The following is a 17,602-nucleotide window of genomic DNA, read 5'->3' as shown; positions in this document are numbered from 1 at the left end:
CCCCGCCTAGAGTCGGGGAATTCCCACCCTCGCAAGTTGGGGTTCCTGGTTCACCGCAGACCGCACGGAAGGAGGTCCTTCGTGTCTGACGTCCGCTCCGCAGGCGTTTTGCGTCTCGACCAGCCCGGCCGCGACAGCGATGTTCTGGGCGGCGTTGACGTCCCGGTCATGCCGGGTGCCGCAACCCGGACACGACCAATGCCGTGTGCCGAGGGAAAGCTGGGCGAGCAGGTGCCCGCACGCCGAACACGTCTTCGACGACGGGTACCAGCGGTCCACCACCGCGAGGATACGGCCGTCGCGGTGCGCCTTGTAGGTCAGCAGGGTACGGAACTCGGCCCAACCGGTACGCGAGATCGCTCTGGCCAGACAGCGGTTGCGGACCATGTTCGCCACCGCCAGATCCTCCACCGCGATGGCCGCGAACCGGCGCACCAGGGCGGTCGACTGCTGGTGCAGGAAGTCCCGACGCGCGTCACGTACCCGCGAATGCGCCCGCGCCACCCTCCGTTTGGCTTTGGCGCGGTTGGCGGAACCCTTCTGCCGGCGGGCCATCATCCGCTGATACCGCTTGAGTCGGCGTTCCCGCCGTTCCATGTGCCTCGGGTGGGGGATGCGCTCGCCGGTGGACAACACCGCGAAGTCGGTCAGACCGAGGTCCACGCCCACCACCCCAGCCGTCGGTTCGGGTGCGACGGGTGCCTCAACGTCGACGGCGAACGTCACGAACCAGCGGCCGTCCGCCTCACGCGACACCGTCACCATCGTCGGACCCAACCCCGCCACGTCCAGGTCCGGCCACGACCACACAAACCGCAGCACGCCAGGTGTCTTTCCCAGCAACAGGTTTCCGCCGCGCAGCCGGAACGCCGACCGGGTGAAACTGGCGGACTGGCGGCCGTGCCGCGACTTGTACCGCGGATACCGGGCCCGCTTGGCGAAAAACGCCGTCATGGCGGTGTGCTGGTGCCGCAGCGTCTGCTGCAACGGCACCGACGACACCTCACCCAGAAACGCCAGATCGGGCTGCTTCTTCATCTCCGTCAACGCCCGATCCGTCTCCGCATAGGAAGTGGACTTCCCTTCGGTGTGCCAACGAGCATGACGGGCAGCGAGAGTGCGATTCCAGACCACGCGCACACACCCGAACGTGCGGTTCAACACCACCGCCTGCTCCGGCGTCGGGTAAGCCCGACACCTGTACGCCGTCCGCACAAGACCAAGCTAACCACAAAGGACAGTCACAGCTGACAACGCATCCGGCGTTCCTCCCCGCACTGCGGGACGGGGCATCCTGGCGGTGGGCCGCCGGCTCAGCCCTTCACCACACCGAGCGGCACCAGCCGGGCCACCTTCCGGCACAGCCCGGCACCCTCGGCCGCCGCCACCACCGCCGAGATGTCCTTGTACGCCGACGGCATCTCCTCGGCCAGGCCGCGCCGGGACGCGCCGCGCACCGCGATGTCCTGCGCCTCCAACTGGCCGCGCGGGTCCTGGCCGCGCTCGGCCTTCACGGCCTGCTTGCGGCTCTGCACCCGCCCGGCCCCGTGGCAGGTGGAGGCGAACGCGGGCGCCCCCGGCACGCCGGTGAGCACGTACGAGCCGGTGCCCATCGAACCGGGGATCAGCACCGGCTGGCCGACGTCGCGCAGGTCGTCGGGCAGGTCGGCGTGGCCCGGGGGCAGCGCGCGGGTGGCGCCCTTGCGGTGCACGCAGAGCGCGCGCCGCTCGCCGTCGACGTCGTGGTCCTCGATCTTGGCGAGGTTGTGCGAGATGTCGTAGACCAGGTCCAGCCGGCTGCCGGTCACCCGTGCGAAGACCTTCCGGGCGGCGTCGGCCAGCAGTTGCCGGTTCGCCCGGGCGTAGTTGGCGGCGGCGGCCATCGCGCCCAGGTAGGCACGGCCCTCGTGGGAGGAGACCGGCGCGCAGGCGAGCTGCCGGTCCGGCACGTGGATGTTGTGCCGGGCCATCACCTTCTCCATCGCGCGGACGTAGTCGGTGCAGATCTGGTGGCCCAGCCCCCGCGACCCGCAGTGGATCATCACGCAGACCTGGCCGGGGCGCAGACCGAAGACGGTCGCAACGGTGTCGTCGTACACCTCCTCGACGGCCTGCACCTCGAGGAAGTGGTTGCCGGAGCCGAGGCTGCCGACCTGGCGCGCACCCCGCTCGATCGCCCGCTCGCTGACCTCGGCCGGGTTGGCGTCGCCGACGGCGCCGTAGTCCTCGCAGCGGTGCAGGTCCCGCTCGACGCCGAAGCCGCGCTCGACCGCGTACCGGGAGCCGCCGCGCAGCACCGCGTCGAGTTCCGAGCGAGAGGAGAGGTGCCACACCGCGCCCTTACCCATCCCGCGCGGGGTGGCCTCGCCCAGCCCGTCCATCAGCGCGTCGAGCCGGGGCCGCAGCCCGTCGCGGTCCAGGTCGGCGGCGAGCAGCCGGACCCCGCAGGAGATGTCGAAGCCCACCCCGCCGGGCGAGACCACCCCGCCGTGCGCGACGTCGGTGGCGGCCACCCCGCCGATCGGGAACCCGTAGCCCCAGTGCACGTCGGGCATGGCGTACGAGGCGTCGACGATGCCGGGCAGCGTGGCGACGTTCGCGACCTGCTCCAGCGACTTGTCCGCCCCGGCGTCGGGCAGCAACGACCGGGACGCGAAGACCACACCCGGCACCCGCATCGGGTCGTGCCGGTCGATCCGGAAGCGGTACGGCGACTCCTCGACCAGCTCCATTCCCGGCGGCTACCCGGGCGAGCGCCCCTTACACCCGCGTCCCGGTGTCGGCCCGCCCGGCCGGCCGGCGCATCGCCCAGACGCGGGGACCGCCGTCGGGCACCCGCGCCTGGCCGGTGACCGCGAAACCGAGCCGCTGGTAGAACCGCACGTTCGGCTCCGACGAGGTCTCCAGCACCGCCGGCAGGCCGGCACGGTCGGCCTCGGCCAGGCCGGGCCGCAGCACCCGGGCGCCCAGCCCCCGGCCCTGGTCGGCCCGGCGCACGCCGACGGTGGCGAGCAGGAACGCCGGCTCGGCCGACCGCAGCGAGGCGCAGGCCGCGTCGGCGGCGAGCAGCGCCGCGTGCCGGTCGCCGGCCAACTCGGCGTTGCGCGCCGCCACCCCGGCCCAGACGTCGTCCGGGACCGGCCGGTCGGGGCGCAGCCACACCGCCACGGCGACCGGTCGACTGTCGGGGCCCACCGCGGCCCAGGCGTCGCCGTAGGGCAGCCCGACCGCGTCGACGGTGCCGGCGAACATCGCCTCCAGCCGCTCCCGATGCCGGTCGGCCGCCACCGTCCAGGCCATCCAGGGATACCCGTCGAAGGCGTCGGCGAGCACGGCCGCCGCCCCGGCGGTCGACTCCGGCCCGATCCGGCGTACCTCGAACTCCATGCCGCCCTCCTCGCGCGCCGCCACCCGGTCGGCGCAGTGCGCGATCATGTCACGGCGTCCGGGGCCGGCGCCCGGGAATTTCGGGCTCGCGCCGGGCTCCTCACAGGCGGTAGAACGCGCGGTAGCGGCGAATCAGCCGCCACTGCACCACCACCGCCGCCACGGTCAGCAGGATCATCACCAGGGTCGCGGCGGCCGCGTAGCCGTAGCGCAGGTACTCGAAGCCGGTGCGGTAGACGAACAGCGACAGGTAGGTGGTGGCGTACGGGGGCGGGCCGCCGTCGGTGACCACGAACGCCGGCACGAACGTGAAGTGCAGACTCTGGATGGCGTCGCGCACCGCCAGCAGCCCGAGCACCGGCGCCATCAGCGGCAGCGTGATCCGACGGAACACGTCCCAGCCGGTGGCGTCCTCGATCGCGGCCATCTCGTAGACGTCGCGGGGCAGCGCGCGGCGGGCCGCCAGCAGCACCACGAACGTCTCCCCCATGGTGAACAGGCTCATCAGGATGATCGCGGCCCGGGCGTCGGTCGGGTCGGTGAGCCACTGCGGCGGGGTGCGGCCCAGCGCGGTCAGGCCGTTCTCCCCGCCGGTGCGCAGCAGCTGGTTGATCGGGCCGTAGAGCGGATTGAGCAGCCACAGCCAGAGCAGCCCGTAGGCGATCTCCGGCACCGCCGTGGGCAGCACCGCCGCCGTGCGGGCGGAACCGACCCCGAGCGCCCGACGGTGCAGCAGCAGCGCCAGGCCGAGCGCGAAGAGCACCCGCAGCGGTACGGCCACCAGCGCGAAGACCAGCGAGTTGGTCAGCGCCACCCGGAACACCGGGTCGTCGACCAGCGCCGTGAGGTTGTCCAGCCCCACCCAGCGTGGCGGGCGCAGCAGGTCGTACTCGGTGAAGGCCAGCGCCACGGTGACCGCGGCGGGCAGCAGCACCAGCCCGACCAGGCCCACCAGGTACGGCGCCAGCATCAGCGCCAACTGCCGGCGGGAGCGGCGGTCCGTGGTCGTCACGGGGCGTACCGGCGGCCGGAGTCGGCGTGGAAGACGTGCACGTCGGCCCAGCGCACGCCGACGCGTACCGCCGCACCGCGCTCGGGCCGGCGGGCCGCGGGCACCCGGGCGACGACCCGGTGCCCGCCGGCGAGGGTCAGGTACGCGTACGCGTCCTCGCCGACGACGTCGACCCGGTCGACGGTGGCGTCCGTGCCGTCGGCGGCGTCGAGGGTGACCGCCTCGGGCCGGAAGCCGATCTCCAGCTCCTCGGCGGCCCCGACGGGCGCGGTGCCCGACGGCACGAGCACCCCCGCGGCCGGGAGCAGGTTCATCGCCGGGGAGCCGACGAAGCGGGCGACGAAGGTGCTGGCCGGGGTGCGCCAGATCTCGTCAGGCGTGCCGACCTGCTCGATCCGCCCGGCGCGCAGCACGGCGATGCGGTCGGCGAGCACCAGGGCCTCGGTCTGGTCGTGGGTGACGTGGACCATCGTGGCGCCCAGCCGGTCGTGCAGGGCGCGCAGCTCGGCGCGCAGCTCCACCCGCAGCGCCAGGTCGAGGTTGGACAGTGGCTCGTCGAGCAGGAACACGTCGGGCTCCCGCACCAGGGCGCGGGCCAGCGCCACCCGCTGCCGCTCCCCGCCGGAGAGCTGCCCGGGCCGCCGGTGCAGCAGGGCGGCGCAGCCGACGGCCTCGGCGGCCGCGCGGGCCCGATCCCGGGCGACCGCGCGGGGGGTGTCGCGCACCTCGAGGCCGAAGGCGATGTTCTCGGCGACGGTCAGGTGCGGGAAGAGCGCGTACGACTGGAACACCATCGACACGTTGCGCCGGCCGGGACGGTCGGCGGTGACGTCCCGGCCGGCGATGCGGACCCGGCCGGCGGTGACCGGTTCCAGGCCGGCCACCACCCGCAGCACCGTCGACTTGCCGGCCCCCGACGGGCCGAGCACCACCAGCAGTTCCCCCCGGGCGACGGTCAGGTCCACCTCGTGCAGCACCGTCGACCCACGGTAGGCGGCGGAGACGCCCGCCAGGGCGAGGCCGGGGTCGCTCACCCGTGCTCGCCGCGGGCGAACAGGGGGCGGGTCTGCTGGTCGAGGTCGCGGATCACGTCGTCGAGCCGGTCACCCCGGTGCATGGCGTTCTCCAGGATGCCGTACGTCGCGTCCTCGATCTCGGGCCAGGTGGAGACGGTGGGCAGCGCCCGGACGGTGGGGATGGCGTCGAGGAAGACCTTCGCGCTGCGCGGCGGCTGGGCCGGGCCGAGGAACGCCGGCGACCGCGACACCCCGATGTGGGACGGGACGGTGCGGCCGGTGGCGGCGACGATGCGTTGGCCCTCCTCGGCGATGGCGAACTCCAGGAACCGCCACGCGGCGTCCTTGCGCTTCGCGCCCCGGGTCATGCAGTACGCGTCCGAGTGCAGCACCCCGACCTGCTCCTTGTATACGGGCAGCGGGGCGACGTCCCATTCGAAGCCGGTTATGGAGCGGAACGTGGTGGTGGAGCGGCGGGAGCTCATCAGCATGGCGAGCCGGCCGTTGGCGAACCGCGACTCGTCGTCCTCGGCCTCGACCTCCTCGTCGGTGGGCACCACCCCGTACGCCAGCCGCAGGTCGACCAGGTTCTTCAGCGCCTCCCGGGCGGGCGGGGTGTCCAGGGTCAGGCGGGTCGGCCTCGTCGGGTCGTCGACGAGCTGGCCGCCGTTGGACCAGACGAACGGGGCGAGCCGGATGATGGACGGCTCGACGCCGAGGCCGTGCACGGCGGGGCGCAGCGCCGCGCCCTCGCTCTCGGTGGCCTTGACGACCACGCCACGGGAGTCGCGGGTCATCGCGGACGCGGTGGTGAGCAGGTCGTTCCAGGTCCAGCCGGCCTTCGGCTCGGGCACGCCGTACTTCGCGAAGAGGGTGCGGTTGTAGTAGACGGCGAGGCTGGAGACGTTCTGCGGCAGGCAGAGCTGCCGGTCCTTCCACCGGAACGCGTTCCACGCCACCGGGTAGTAGTCGGCCGGGTCGACGGCGTCGGAGGCGGCGAGCCGGTCGTCCAGCGGCTCGATGACGTCCTTCGCCGCGAACTGGCCGTAGAAGCGGTAGTTCATCAGGAACAGGTCCGGCGGGGCACCGCCGGCCACCGACGTGGCCAGCCGGGCCAGCAGGTCCTTGCGGTCGCTGGCCTCGACGAGCTGCACGTCGGCGCCGGGACGCGCCTTCTCGTACGCCTCGACGAGGGTGCGGTAGGCGGCGAGTTCCTCCGGCGCGCCGAAGACCAGCAGCCGCACCGGGCCGTCGTCGGACGCCCCGGAGCCGGAACCGCAGCCGGTGGCGGCCAGCACGGCGGCGAGCAGCAGGGCGAGCAGCGCCTTCGGTCTCATCGTCGGTTCTCTCTCCGGTCGCATCGTCAGTCTCGTCCCGTCGGGTCGTCGTGGTGGAGGAAGCGCCGCTGGGCGAGCACGAAGACGGCCAGCGCCGGCACCGTGGCCAGCACCGCGCCGGCCAGGAACACCGGGAAGTTCGTCGGGTCCAGCACCGACAGGGAGCGCAGGGCCAGCGGCAGGGTAAACAGGTCGCGGTCGTAGACGTAGACCAGCGGGTCGAGGAAGTTCGACCAGGTGAGCACGAAGGTGAGCGCGGTGAGGCCGGCGGTGACGGGGCGGACCAGCGGGAGGGCGACCCGCCACCAGGTGCGCATCGGCGAGAGGTCCTCCACCAGGCAGGCGTCGTAGAGGTCCGCCGGCAGCGCCCGGAAGGCCAGGTAGTAGACCAGGACGTAGAGCGGCGAGGTGCCCAGCAACGCCGGGGCGACCAACGGCACCAGGGTGTCGGTCAGACCGAGCAGCCGGAAGATCGCGAATCGGGGCACCAGCAGCGCCGTGGCCGGCACCATCAGCGCCACCAGGGAGGCCGCCACGACGACGCCGGTGGTGCGCGGGGCGAGCCGGGCCAGCGCGAAGCCGGCCAGGGCGGCGACGAGCACGCTCAGCGGCACCGCGACGACCGCGACCAGGACCGAGTTGAGCGAGGCCCGCAGCAACCCGCCCAGCTCGACGGCCTGCTGGTAGCCGGCGGTGGAGACCGGCTCCGGCACCAGCCGCGGCGTGGGCGGCGGAGGCAGGCCGGGCTCGGTGAGCGAGCCGGAGAGCAGCAGCAGCAGCGGCGGGACGAAGACGAGCAGGACGAACGCCGCGCCGAGGGTCCGCCAGGCCCGGCCGGCCGCCTCGGGCAGCGGTGAGGGGCCGCTCGCGCGGCCCCTCACCCGGTCGTTGCCGATGGTCGACTTCCTCAGAGCGCGAGCTGCCAGGCGCCCAGGCCGTGCGAGGCGGCGTAGAGCACCCGCTTGCCGGGCACGACGGTCAGCCCGGCGACCTCGACGTTCGGCATGCCGCGGGCCGCCTTCACCCAGGTCGTGCTGCCCCTGGCCAGCCGCAGGACACCGAAGTCGGTGGCCGCGTAGAGGTCGCCGGTGACGTCGTCGCGGACCAGGTCGGTGATCGGCTGGTCGCCGAAGTCGTACGACCGGTCGGCCCAGGTCGCGCCGGTGCCGGCCAGCTTCACCTCGAACGCGTGGCCGAGGGTGGCCGGGGTGTTCGAGTTGAACCCGCTGTAGGAGACCCACGCCCGGGCCGGGTCGGCCGGGTCGACGTGGATGCTGGTGACGAAGCGGTTGGGCGTGGCGGCGGTGTCGATCCGCGTCCAGGTGACCGCGGCGGCCGGCTCGGCGTCGACGTTGCGGGACACGAACACCCGCCCGGTGCTGGTGGCCGCGTACGCGGTGGACGAGTCGGTGGCGACCCGCTCGACCACCGAGACCGCGCCGCCGGCCCGGTCGCCCCAGGCGGCGTCGGTCAGGTTGACCGTGCCCAGCGGCGCGAAGTCGCCGCACTGTGCCTCGAACGTGCCGGTCCAGGTGTTGCAGATCCGGTCGGCCTCCGCCAGGCTCCGGTCGCCGAGGCCGAAGGTCTTGGTCCGGTAGACGGTGCGGGAGGTGCCGGCGAAGATCGTGCCGCTGACCTTCGGGTCGCTGACCACCGGGGCGTAGAACAGGGTGCCCGGGTGCCCGAAGATCGGGTCGGAGATCGAGATCCAGCTGCCCACGTCCCCGTTGTCGAAGTTCACCTCCGGCGAGGCGTCGTAGAAGGTGTGGAAGCGGAACTCCGGCTTGCCGACGTCGAAGCCCGACGCGCCGCCGTCACCGATCATCGTGTTGACCCAGCGGCTGCGCTGGCCCTTGTTCTCCCAGGTGCCGTTGTCCTGGGTGCCGCCCTGCAGCAGCGTGTGGTCGTGCGGGCTGGCCGACAGGCTGATGAACTGCAGCGTGTTCATGCCCTTGTTGATGCCGTCCAGCTTCGACGGGATCCGCGACAGCATCTGCTTGCAGCGGTCCTTCTGCGCCTGCGTGGCCAGGTTGCGGTCCGGGTTGTCGCACCAGGCCGACCGGTCCACGAACTCGCCGCTGGAGCGCATCACGCCGCCGTCGTTGGCCTCGAAGAACTGGTACGGGTTGCGCGGGTTGGTGACCAGCGCGTGCTGGTCGGGGTGCAGGCCGTTGGGGTGCAGCTCGTCGGTGCCGTCGTAGGTCATGTCGGTGCCGCTGACCCCGGCGTCGGTCGACAGCACCACCGCCCGCTTGTGGGCGACGGTCTCGCCGTAGACGTAGGCGCCGCCGGTGTAGACGATGTCCGGGTGCCCGGCCGGGGTGTGCACGAAGACGTCGTACCAGCACTGGCCGGTGCACTGGTTGTAGGTCGCGAAGCCCGGGTCCGCCGGGTTGGCGCTGGTCAGGTCGGCGAACGCGGGGGCGCCGCCGGCCACGTCGTCGCTGCGGAACAGCCGCGAGTACGGGTTGCCGATGTTGCCCTCGTAGACGTACATCCGGGTCTTGCCGTTCGGCAGGGCGGTCACGTCGATCGCGGCCCGGGTCTGGAAGACGGCCGGGTTCAGCGACGGCTTGATCTGCGTCCAGGTGGCGCCGGCGTCCGCCGAGCGCCACACGCCCCGGGCGTACGAGGAGGCGTAGACGATGTTCGCGTCGCGCGGGTCGAGCTTGACGTAGCGCACCCCGCGCGGCGAGCAGGCGGCGGTGTTGGCATACTCCGCGGCGCTGCCGGTGCACTGGGTGGCGTCGGCCGAGCCGTTGTGGATGAACCTCCAGCTCGCGCCGCCGTCGGTGGACTTGTAGAGGCCCCACTTCTCGGCGTCGGGCACCGGCCGCGTGACGCCGGTGCAGCAGGAGCCGGACATGCCCCGCAGCGCCGTGGTGGTGGCGACGTAGAGGGTCCTGGGGTCGCCGGGCTTGATCGTGATCTCGCCGATCCCCTTGCCGGCGAGCGCGTCCTTGCCCAGCGGGCCCGTCCAGGTGACCCCGCCGTTGGTGGACTTGTAGAGGCCGACGCCGCCGACGCAGCCGGAGGCGCAGGTGTTGGCCTCGCCCGTGCCGACGTAGATGGTCAGCCCGGTCTTGTCGTTACGGTCGATCTTGACCGAGCCGGCGGCGTTGATGCCGAGCGGCCCGCCCAGGTAGAACCACTTCGGCTCGGGCGCGAGGACGTTCAGGGTGCCCCAGACGCCGCCGCCGGCCGGCGTGACGTACGCCCGGCAGAGCAGGGCGTTGCAGTCCGGCGCGATGTCGATCGAGGTGACCCGGCCGCCCGCGACGTACGCGTTCGGCACGTAGTTGCCGGCGTTGCGGAACTCGGTGAACGGGTAGAGGGCCTCGCTCGGGCCGACGTTGACCCAGCCCCGGCTGCCGCCGGCGCGCCGCTCCGCGGCCGAGTACGCCGCCTTCGACCGGTCCATCTGGGCGATGCTGATCGTGCTGGTCGGGTACGCGCGCTCCAGGAACTCCTGCTGCGCGGCGTTGCCCGGGCCGTCCGGCGACATGCCGTCGTTGCCCGGCACGGCCTGGCGCAGCCGTTCCATGTGGGCGCCGAGCGCGCCGGGCATCTCCCCGTCGCCGGACGCGGCGGCGGGAGCCGGCACCTGGGCGCCGGCGAGGTGGATTCCGACGAGACCGGTCGATGCCACCAGGGCACCGACCGCCAGTCCCACGAGCAGGTGGCGACGTCTGCGCTTCACGAGGGTCCCTCCGGCAGATAGGGGCCGCCGCACGGTCCTCCGGATTGGCGACCGTCGCTGGCAGCGTCCACGGTGGAGAATGGCAGAGCGCATCGACGTGGGCAATCCCCCGCATGGACCGGGATCAACGTATGGTTGCATCCGCATGGAACGGGCAGTGCGGCACCATGCCAGCGCGTTACGAGAACCACCCGAAATCGCCGTCGTCACCGGCGCCGACTCCGGCATCGGCAAGGCCCGCCTCGCCCGCCGCCGCGTACGTCACCGGCGCGTCCTGCCCGTCGACGGCGGCATGTTGCCGATGGGACCGCAGGCCAACGCGCTCACCTCCCACGACTGGCGGTCGGTGCGAAAGTGGCGTGACGGCCGTCGACCGGACTGTCCAATCTCGAATCCTCTTGTAGGGTCTCCCCAGCTAGATCAACTACACGGGGAGATGTCGTGCGGGCAGTCAGCAGGAGGACGTTCGGAAAGCTCGTCGGCGCGGCCGGCGCCGGTGCCGCCGGTGCCGGCACGCTGCTCCACGGGCCGGCGCGGGCGGCGGACGGGTGGGTCGCCACCGGCACCGCGGTTGCCGGGCTGAGCAGCTTCGACGACGCCATGAAGTCGTTCATGCAGGCGCGCGGTGTCAGCGCCGGGCAGCTCGCGGTGGCGTACAACGGCCGGCTCGTGCTGGCCCGGGGCTACGGCAACAACTCGGCGGAGACGATCCAGCCGACGTCACTGTTCCGCATCGCGAGCCTCAGCAAGTCGCTCACCGCGGCGGCGGTGCTCCGGCTGGCGCAGGACGGCCTGGTCGGCCTCGACGACCCGGTGACCTCGGTGCTGGACTTCATCCCGCCGACCGGGCAGTCCGTCGACCCGAGGCTGCCGCAGGTGACCCTGCGGCGGCTGCTGCAGCACCTCGGCGGCTGGGACCGGGACCTCACCTTCGATCCCCTGCACGGCCGGGACCACGTCATCGCGCAGGCGCTGGGCGTGCCGCTGGAGCTGCGCAAGGAGGACGTCCTGCGCTACATGGCCGGCCAGCCGCTGCAACACAACCCGGGCAGCACCGTGGCGTACAGCAACTACGGCTACTTCCTCGCCGGCCGCGTCGTCGAGAAGGTCACCGGCCTGTCCTACGAGGCGTACGTCAAGCAGAAGCTCCTCGCGCCGTTGGGCATCACTCGGATGGCGCACGGGAAGGCCCTGACGCGGCTCGCCGGCGAGGTCAGCTACCGGTCGCAGTACACCGGGCGCACCGTGCTGGACGACTCGGGCACCATCGTGCCGGCCCCGTACGGCACCTTCAGCATGAGCCTGCGCGACGCCAACGGCGGGTGGGTCGCCTCGGCGGTGGACATGGTCCGCTGGGCCACCATGCTCGACGGGGCCGGTGGCGTGCTCGACGGCGCCTCGCTGGCCAAGGTCACCGCGGTGCCGTCGACCGGCGTGAACGGCAACGGCTGGTACTACGGCCTCGGCTGGGCCGTGCGCCCCTTCGCCACCAGCGGCGGGACGAAGTACAACATCTGGCACACCGGCAGCCTGGCCGGCACCTACACCCTGCTGGTCAAGAGCTACCAGGGCATGAGCTGGGCGGCGCTGTTCAACCAGCGCGACGATCCCTCCGGCCTCAACTACGGCGACATCGACGGCGCGCTGTGGGCCGCCTCCCGCCAGGTGACCAGCTGGCCGACGCACAACCTCTGGTCGACGTACTTCAGCCCGTGGAGCACCGTGGTGGACGACACCACGGCCGGGCGCTTCACCGCCAGCAGCAACTGGGCCGTCTCGTCCAGCCTCACCGGCCGGTACGGCACCAGCTACCGTCGGGCCGTCCCGGTCGCCGCCAGCGACGTCGCCTGGTACAAGGTCGACGTCCCCGAGACCGGCACCTACCGGGTCGACGTCTGGTACCCGGCGTCCACCGGCAACAGCGCCGCCACCCCCTACATCGTGGCCACCTCGACGGGCAACAAGACGGTGCACGTCGACCAGCGGAGCAACGGCGGGAAATGGGCCTCGCTGGGCACCTACACCCTCGCCCAGGGCGACGGCAACAAGGTGGGTGTGAGCCGGTGGACCTCGGGCACCGGCTACGTGGTCGCGGACGCCATACGCGTCACCCGGGTCTGAGCGTTTCGTGGCGGGGCGGGCGGGGCCCGACGCGCGCTCTGCGCTGGTGGCCCGGCCCGCCGAGCGGGCCACCAGCGCCGCGCGGGACAATGGGAGGTCCGCCCGCGTCCCGGCGAGCGGAAGGGTCACGATCGGCAGGAGAACGGTCAGCGTGTCGGAAACACCCCGGTCGTCATCGTCGGCGGCGGACGACCTGCGCGCCGACTGCGCCCGGTGCTTCGGGCTCTGCTGCGTCGCGCCCGCCTTCTCCGCGTCGGCCGACTTCGCCATCGACAAGCCGGCCGGGCGCCCCTGCCCGAACCTGGGGTCCGACTCGCGCTGCGGCATCCACGCCGACCTGCGCGAGCGGGGCTTTTCCGGCTGCACCGTCTTCGACTGCTTCGGCGCCGGGCAGCGGGTGGCCCAGCACACCTTCGGCGGCCGGGACTGGCGCGACGCGCCGGAGACCGCGGCGAGCATGTTCGACACGTTCGCGGTGATGCGGCCGCTGCACGAGCTGCTCTGGTACCTGACCGAGGCGCTCGCGCTGCGCCCGCCGCACCCGCTGCGCGACGAGCTGACCGGCGCGCTCGCCGAGACCGAGCGGCTGACCCGGGAGCCCCCCGAGACGCTGCGGGCGCTCGACGTGGACGCGTACCGGGGGCGGGTCAACCCGCTGCTGTCCCGCGCCGGGGACGCGGCCCGGGCGCGGGGCGGCCGGGCCGGTGCGGACCGGCGGGGCGCCCAACTGTTCGGCGTCGACCTGCGCCGGGTCGACCTGCGGCGGGCGAACCTGCGCGGGGCGCTGCTGATCGGGGCCGACCTGCGCGGCGTCGACCTCGGCCTGGCCGACCTGACCGGCGCCGACCTGCGCGGGGCGGACCTGCGCGGCGCGGACCTGTCCGGCAGCCTGTTCCTGCACCAGTCGCAGCTCGACGCAGCCCGGGGCGACCAGCGCACCGCACTGCCGCCCGGCCGGACGCGCCCCGGGCACTGGTCACCGCTGGCGCTCACCCCGGTGCGCCACGCGCCGCGCGCCCCCGGGCGACCCGGCCGTCCCACCCGGCGGCGCTGACCCCACTCCCGCCGACGTTTCACCCCGTCGGCGCCGGGTAGCCGGGACCGGACGGCACGGCGGCGACGGGGAGGCAGCGGTGGGGTATCGGGCACGCGACGGCGAGCTGCCGGTCGACCCGGCGCACGCCGAGGACGAGGCCGACCAGCCCCGGCTGGTCCAGGTCGAGGCGGACACCGACGTCCCGGCGCCGGACGACACGACGGCGAAGCCCGACCTGGTCACCGAGGACGACGGATCCGGCGTGGCGGGCGGCGCGTCAGGCAGTTCCAGCGGCGGGTCCGGCATGCCGAGTCACCCGGACGCGGCGCGTTGAGCCCGGGACCGGGCGTTTGCGATCACCCCACGGGGGCAGGAGGGGCGGCATGACCGAACAGAACCGTACCGACCGGGCCGCCACCGACGAGCCGGACGGCGCGACCGCCATGCAGGCGTCGCTGCGTCCGCCGGGTGAGTCCCTGCACAGCACCGACGACACCGGCGACGACTTCGCGGACCTGCCGGCCGAGGACCGGCGTTCGGCCCGGGAGGTCAGCCGCGCCGGCTACGACGTGGCCGACGTCTCCGGCACCGGCGACCCGAACCGCGAGTAGTGCAAGCGACGCCGGCCGCCGGCTGACCGGGTCAGCGGCCGGCCGGGACCGCGGCGGCGCGGGCCTCGGTCATGCCGCGGTTGGCCAGCGCGTCGGCGCGCTCGTTCTCCGGGTGGCCGTTGTGCCCCTTCACCCACAGCCAGGTGACCCGGTGCCGGGCGCACGCGGCCTCCAGCCGCTGCCACAGGTCGGCGTTCTTGACCGGTTGCTTCGCGGCGGTCCGCCAGCCGTTGCGCTTCCACGAGGCGAGCCAACTGGTGATGCCGTTGCGCACGTACGTGCTGTCGGTGTGCAGCTCGACGGTGACCGGCCGGGTCAGGCTCTCCAGGGCCTGGATGGCGGCCATCAGCTCCATCCGGTTGTTGGTGGTCGGGGTCGCCTCGCCGCCGCAGAGCTCCCGCTCGTGCGCGCCGTAGCGCAGCACCACGCCCCACCCGCCGGGGCCGGGGTTGCCGCTGCACGCCCCGTCGGTCCAGATCTGCACGACCCTGCCGGTCGTCTCGTCCGCCATGTCGGCAACCTACCGAATCCCGACCGGCTCTCCCGCCGTCGGGGCAGCCGACCCGGCGTCGCGGCTGTCGGTCCTCGGACGGGAGGGCCGGCCCGGCCGCCACGCCCACCAGGGCAACCGCGCCCCGCCGTCAGCCGTCGACGTCGGTCCGGCCGCCGAGCACCGGCGGCGGGACCGTCCACGTCGCCGACCGGCGAGCCGGGTCGAGGCGGTCCCGGAGCCGGGCGCCGACATCGCCGGCAGCGGCGGCGACCATCGGCAGCAGCCGGGTGGACCTCATCACCGCCAGTTCCTCCGCCGGAGTGGTGGCGCCGTCGAGGAACCGCAGCACGCGCTCGGCCGGGTTGCGGTCGAAGATCCGGTCGAAGAACTCCGGCCCGCCGACGCCGCCGGCGTCCAGGGCCCGGAGCGCGACCGCGTCCATCCAGCGGTGCCGGCGGGGGTACGCGGGCCCGGGTACCGGCGGCCGGCCGGCGGCGAGGGCAGCGGCGACCTGCTCGGCCTGGCGGCGCATGGCGGAGAAGGTGAAGCCGGTGGAGGGCCGGGTGGCGCCGCCCGCCGTGCCGAGGCGGACCACCCGGGGCGAGGGCCGGGCGTCGAACGGGCCGTCGGTCATGGGGATCACCCCGTTCTCCACCTCCCGCACCCGCAGCCGCGCCGGGTCGAGGCCGAGCAGGTCGCGGTAGCCGGCCAGCGCGGCGTCGTACCCCGCGTCGCTGAGCAGGTCGGGTGAGAACTCCGTGTACTCCACCAGGGCGTACCGGTCGCTGACCGGCAGGACGTAACCGAACGACACGCCCCGGGCGGGCTGCGGGGTGCGGAAGTCCATCAGGACGGCCCGGGCCGGGTCGAAGACCGGCGCCTCGGACTCCAGCCACCAGCCCCGGAAGTGCTGGAGCCAGTTGGTGCGGCCGGGCCGGCGGGGCGACCGGGGCCGGGAGTCCAGCACCCAGGACGCGCGGAGCGCCGGCCGGCCCCCGCCCACGTGCACCGTGACGTGCCCGCCGTCGTCGTGCAGGGTGTCGACGGGCGCGACGATCCGCCGTATGCCGAGCCGCCGCTCGGCCTCGGCAGCCCGGTCGTAGACCGGGCCCGAGCGCAGCATGGCGTACCGCAGCGGGGCGAGGTCCAGGACGCGGCGGCCGGCGGGCGTCGCGACCTCGACCTGTTGCCAGCTCGCGGCCAGCAGCGGGTCCAGGTCGTTGCCGGGGTGGTCCCAGAACGCCCAGGTGCGGTCCTGGCCGCGCCGGTGGACCGGGTCGACGACGGCGACCCGCAGGTCACGCACACCGTGCCGGTCCAGGGCGGCGAGCACCAGCGACGCGGCACCGCCGCCGCCGACCAGGGCCAGGTCGACGTCCAACGGTGCGGAGGCGGTCACGTCGACCACGCTGCCACACCTTCCCGACGACCGGCCACCGGCCGGCCGGGCCGGCGGTCGCGGGCACCCGCCGGGCGCCGGACGGCGGTAGGGTGCCGGCGGTCGCCCGACGGGCACCGTCGCCACCACCGGAGGGTCCGCACCCCATGAGCACCACGGCCGCCAACGCCCTCACCGCCCGCTGGGCGTCCAGCCTGGACGGGGAGCAGACCGTCCTGTCCGGTGCGGGCGTGTACCCGCTGCTGGCGCTGCTCGGCCCCTACGCCGGCGGCCCGGCCCGCGAGGAGCTGCTCGCGGTCGCCCCCGACCCGGCCCGGTTCGACCTGGACCGCTCCCCCACCACCCAGCTCGCGCTCGCCACCTGGGCGCGGCGGGACCTCCGGCTGACCGAGCGGTGGCTGCGGGAGGTGCCGGCGGCCATGCGCGGGGAGTTGACCGGCGACGGGGCGCAGGACCAGCGGGCCCTCGACGAGTGGGCCGCCACCCACACCGACGGTCTGGTACCCCGGATGCCGGTGCAGGTCACCCCGGACACCGCGATGGTCCTGGCCAGCGCGCTGTCGCTGCTGACCGAGTGGGCCGAGCCGTTCCGGGACGCCCGGTGCGAGCCGGCCGGCGGGCCGTGGCGGGGCCGCCGGCTCGCCGGGCTGGGCCGGCTGAGCCACGACCTCGACGCGCTCGGGGTCGCCGACACCGCCGTCGGCCCGCTGAGCCTGCTGACCGTGCGCGGCACCGCCGACGTCGACGTGGTGCTCGCCCTGGGCCCGCCCGGGCGCACGGCGGCGGAGGTGCTGCCCGCCGCGATCGGCGGCCTCGGCGCGCCGTCCGCGCTGCCCACCGCCGCCGGCCCCGGGGTCACCGAACAGGTCGTGGACGCGTACGACGACCGGCCGGAGCTGTACGTCTCCACGGTCGGCTTCACCGTCTCCGCCGACCACGACCTGCTGGAGCGGCCCGCGACGTTCGGCCTGGCGACCGCCACCGGGGACGGCGACCACTTCCCCGGCATCGCCCGGCTCCTGTCCGTCTCGCAGGCGCGGCAGAGCGCGACGGCCACCTTCAGCGCGACGGGCTTCCGCGCCGCCGTGGTCACCGCCCTCTCCACGCGGGCGGGTTCCGCCCCGCCGCGACTCACCGCGCGCCGGCGGCGGGTGCGCCTCGACGTCGACCGCCCCTTCGGGTTCCTCGCCGTGCACCGGTTCACCGGGCTGGTGCTGCTCGCCGGCTGGGTGACCGATCCCGCGGTGCGGGACTGACGCCGAGAGGTCTGGGACACCGACGTCAGGATCGGGACCACGGGGCCGCTGCCTGGTCGCTGTCGAGCTGCCCTCACAGATGGGGCACACCGCGCCGCGCAGCCCGACCGGAGTGTGATGCGACGGGGTGGTCCTACAGACGGGGCAGCTCGACAGCGCCCATGGCACGCCACCAACCCATCGGCAGACCTGTCGAGGCGGTCACCACCCGACCGCCCCGCCCGCCGCCGACGC

The 17,602-nt window shown here is 73.9% G+C and carries 15 protein-coding genes; 5 read left to right on the top strand and 10 right to left on the bottom strand.

Annotated features, from left to right (window positions below; genetic code table 11):
- Positions 1–6 precede the first annotated feature (6 nt).
- The 8 genes from ACGFZ2_RS16550 to ACGFZ2_RS16515 all read right to left on the bottom strand — a co-directional run bounded on the left by ACGFZ2_RS16550 (position 7) and on the right by ACGFZ2_RS16515 (position 10,452).
- Positions 7–1,215: an RNA-guided endonuclease InsQ/TnpB family protein gene (locus ACGFZ2_RS16550; RefSeq protein ID WP_393454300.1), complete on the bottom strand. Its 1,209-nt coding sequence runs from the start codon at positions 1,213–1,215 to the stop codon at positions 7–9.
- Between the two features lie 98 nt (positions 1,216–1,313).
- Positions 1,314–2,732 carry an RtcB family protein gene (locus ACGFZ2_RS16545; RefSeq protein ID WP_393263954.1) on the bottom strand — a complete coding sequence of 473 codons (1,419 nt, stop codon included), beginning with the start codon at positions 2,730–2,732 and terminating at the stop codon, positions 1,314–1,316.
- Positions 2,733–2,760: 28 nt separating this feature from the next.
- Positions 2,761–3,387 carry a GNAT family N-acetyltransferase gene (locus ACGFZ2_RS16540; RefSeq protein ID WP_393454427.1) on the bottom strand — a complete coding sequence of 209 codons (627 nt, stop codon included), beginning with the start codon at positions 3,385–3,387 and terminating at the stop codon, positions 2,761–2,763.
- A gap of 100 nt (positions 3,388–3,487) precedes the next feature.
- Positions 3,488–4,357, bottom strand: a complete 870-nt coding sequence (locus ACGFZ2_RS16535) for a carbohydrate ABC transporter permease (RefSeq protein ID WP_393454424.1) — start codon at positions 4,355–4,357, stop codon at positions 3,488–3,490.
- Between the two features lie 38 nt (positions 4,358–4,395).
- On the bottom strand, positions 4,396–5,433 hold the full coding sequence (locus ACGFZ2_RS16530) for an ABC transporter ATP-binding protein (RefSeq protein WP_393454297.1): 1,038 nt from the start codon (positions 5,431–5,433) through the stop codon (positions 4,396–4,398).
- On the bottom strand, positions 5,430–6,752 hold the full coding sequence (locus ACGFZ2_RS16525) for an ABC transporter substrate-binding protein (RefSeq protein ID WP_393263958.1): 1,323 nt from the start codon (positions 6,750–6,752) through the stop codon (positions 5,430–5,432). The genes ACGFZ2_RS16530 and ACGFZ2_RS16525 overlap by 4 nt, the downstream gene beginning before the upstream one ends.
- 26 nt (positions 6,753–6,778) lie before the next feature.
- Entirely contained in the window at positions 6,779–7,633 is an 855-nt protein-coding gene (locus ACGFZ2_RS16520; RefSeq protein WP_393263960.1) for a carbohydrate ABC transporter permease, read from the bottom strand.
- Between the two features lie 26 nt (positions 7,634–7,659).
- Positions 7,660–10,452 carry an exo-alpha-sialidase gene (locus ACGFZ2_RS16515; protein ID WP_393263962.1) on the bottom strand — a complete coding sequence of 931 codons (2,793 nt, stop codon included), beginning with the start codon at positions 10,450–10,452 and terminating at the stop codon, positions 7,660–7,662.
- Positions 10,453–10,893: 441 nt separating this feature from the next.
- Between ACGFZ2_RS16515 and ACGFZ2_RS16510 the strand changes: the two genes are divergently transcribed.
- The 4 genes from ACGFZ2_RS16510 (at position 10,894) to ACGFZ2_RS16495 (ending at position 14,220) form a co-directional block, all read left to right on the top strand.
- Positions 10,894–12,573, top strand: coding sequence for a serine hydrolase (locus tag ACGFZ2_RS16510; RefSeq protein WP_393454294.1), 1,680 nt, complete (start codon positions 10,894–10,896; stop codon positions 12,571–12,573).
- Between the two features lie 151 nt (positions 12,574–12,724).
- Positions 12,725–13,627: a pentapeptide repeat-containing protein gene (locus ACGFZ2_RS16505; protein ID WP_393454291.1), complete on the top strand. Its 903-nt coding sequence runs from the start codon at positions 12,725–12,727 to the stop codon at positions 13,625–13,627.
- Between the two features lie 79 nt (positions 13,628–13,706).
- Positions 13,707–13,943 (top strand): preprotein translocase YidC, encoded by a 237-nt coding sequence (locus ACGFZ2_RS16500; protein ID WP_393454288.1) that lies wholly within the window; start codon positions 13,707–13,709, stop codon positions 13,941–13,943.
- Between the two features lie 49 nt (positions 13,944–13,992).
- The gene (locus ACGFZ2_RS16495; protein WP_393454285.1) at positions 13,993–14,220 is read left to right on the top strand and encodes a hypothetical protein; all 228 of its coding nucleotides are present in this window, start codon (positions 13,993–13,995) and stop codon (positions 14,218–14,220) included.
- Between the two features lie 31 nt (positions 14,221–14,251).
- On the opposite strand, the gene rnhA is transcribed toward ACGFZ2_RS16495, so the two are convergent.
- Both rnhA and ACGFZ2_RS16485 read right to left on the bottom strand, forming a co-directional pair.
- Positions 14,252–14,731 carry a ribonuclease HI gene (gene rnhA, locus ACGFZ2_RS16490; protein WP_393263971.1) on the bottom strand — a complete coding sequence of 160 codons (480 nt, stop codon included), beginning with the start codon at positions 14,729–14,731 and terminating at the stop codon, positions 14,252–14,254.
- Between the two features lie 130 nt (positions 14,732–14,861).
- Complete coding sequence (locus tag ACGFZ2_RS16485) at positions 14,862–16,112, bottom strand: lycopene cyclase family protein (protein ID WP_393454421.1); 1,251 nt, start codon at positions 16,110–16,112, stop codon at positions 14,862–14,864.
- A gap of 146 nt (positions 16,113–16,258) precedes the next feature.
- On the opposite strand from ACGFZ2_RS16485, the gene ACGFZ2_RS16480 reads away from it, so the two are divergent.
- Complete coding sequence (locus ACGFZ2_RS16480; RefSeq protein ID WP_393454282.1) at positions 16,259–17,368, top strand: hypothetical protein; 1,110 nt, start codon at positions 16,259–16,261, stop codon at positions 17,366–17,368.
- The last annotated feature ends 234 nt before the right edge of the window (positions 17,369–17,602 follow it).

It is taken from the genome of Micromonospora sp. NPDC048063 (genome assembly GCF_043202855.1).
In the GTDB taxonomy this organism is placed as follows: domain Bacteria; phylum Actinomycetota; class Actinomycetes; order Mycobacteriales; family Micromonosporaceae; genus Micromonospora.
This window is presented reverse-complemented; position numbering and strand designations above follow the sequence as displayed.

Coding starts and splice junctions, on each gene's coding strand:
- ACGFZ2_RS16545 (WP_393263954.1), bottom strand. CDS start 2,732: ATGGAGCTGGTCGAGGAGTCGCCGTACCGCTTCCGGATCGACCGGCAC.
- ACGFZ2_RS16495 (WP_393454285.1), top strand. CDS start 13,993: ATGACCGAACAGAACCGTACCGACCGGGCCGCCACCGACGAGCCGGAC.
- ACGFZ2_RS16540 (WP_393454427.1), bottom strand. CDS start 3,387: ATGGAGTTCGAGGTACGCCGGATCGGGCCGGAGTCGACCGCCGGGGCG.
- rnhA (WP_393263971.1), bottom strand. CDS start 14,731: ATGGCGGACGAGACGACCGGCAGGGTCGTGCAGATCTGGACCGACGGG.
- ACGFZ2_RS16525 (WP_393263958.1), bottom strand. CDS start 6,752: ATGAGACCGAAGGCGCTGCTCGCCCTGCTGCTCGCCGCCGTGCTGGCC.
- ACGFZ2_RS16535 (WP_393454424.1), bottom strand. CDS start 4,357: ATGCTGGCGCCGTACCTGGTGGGCCTGGTCGGGCTGGTGCTGCTGCCC.
- ACGFZ2_RS16480 (WP_393454282.1), top strand. CDS start 16,259: ATGAGCACCACGGCCGCCAACGCCCTCACCGCCCGCTGGGCGTCCAGC.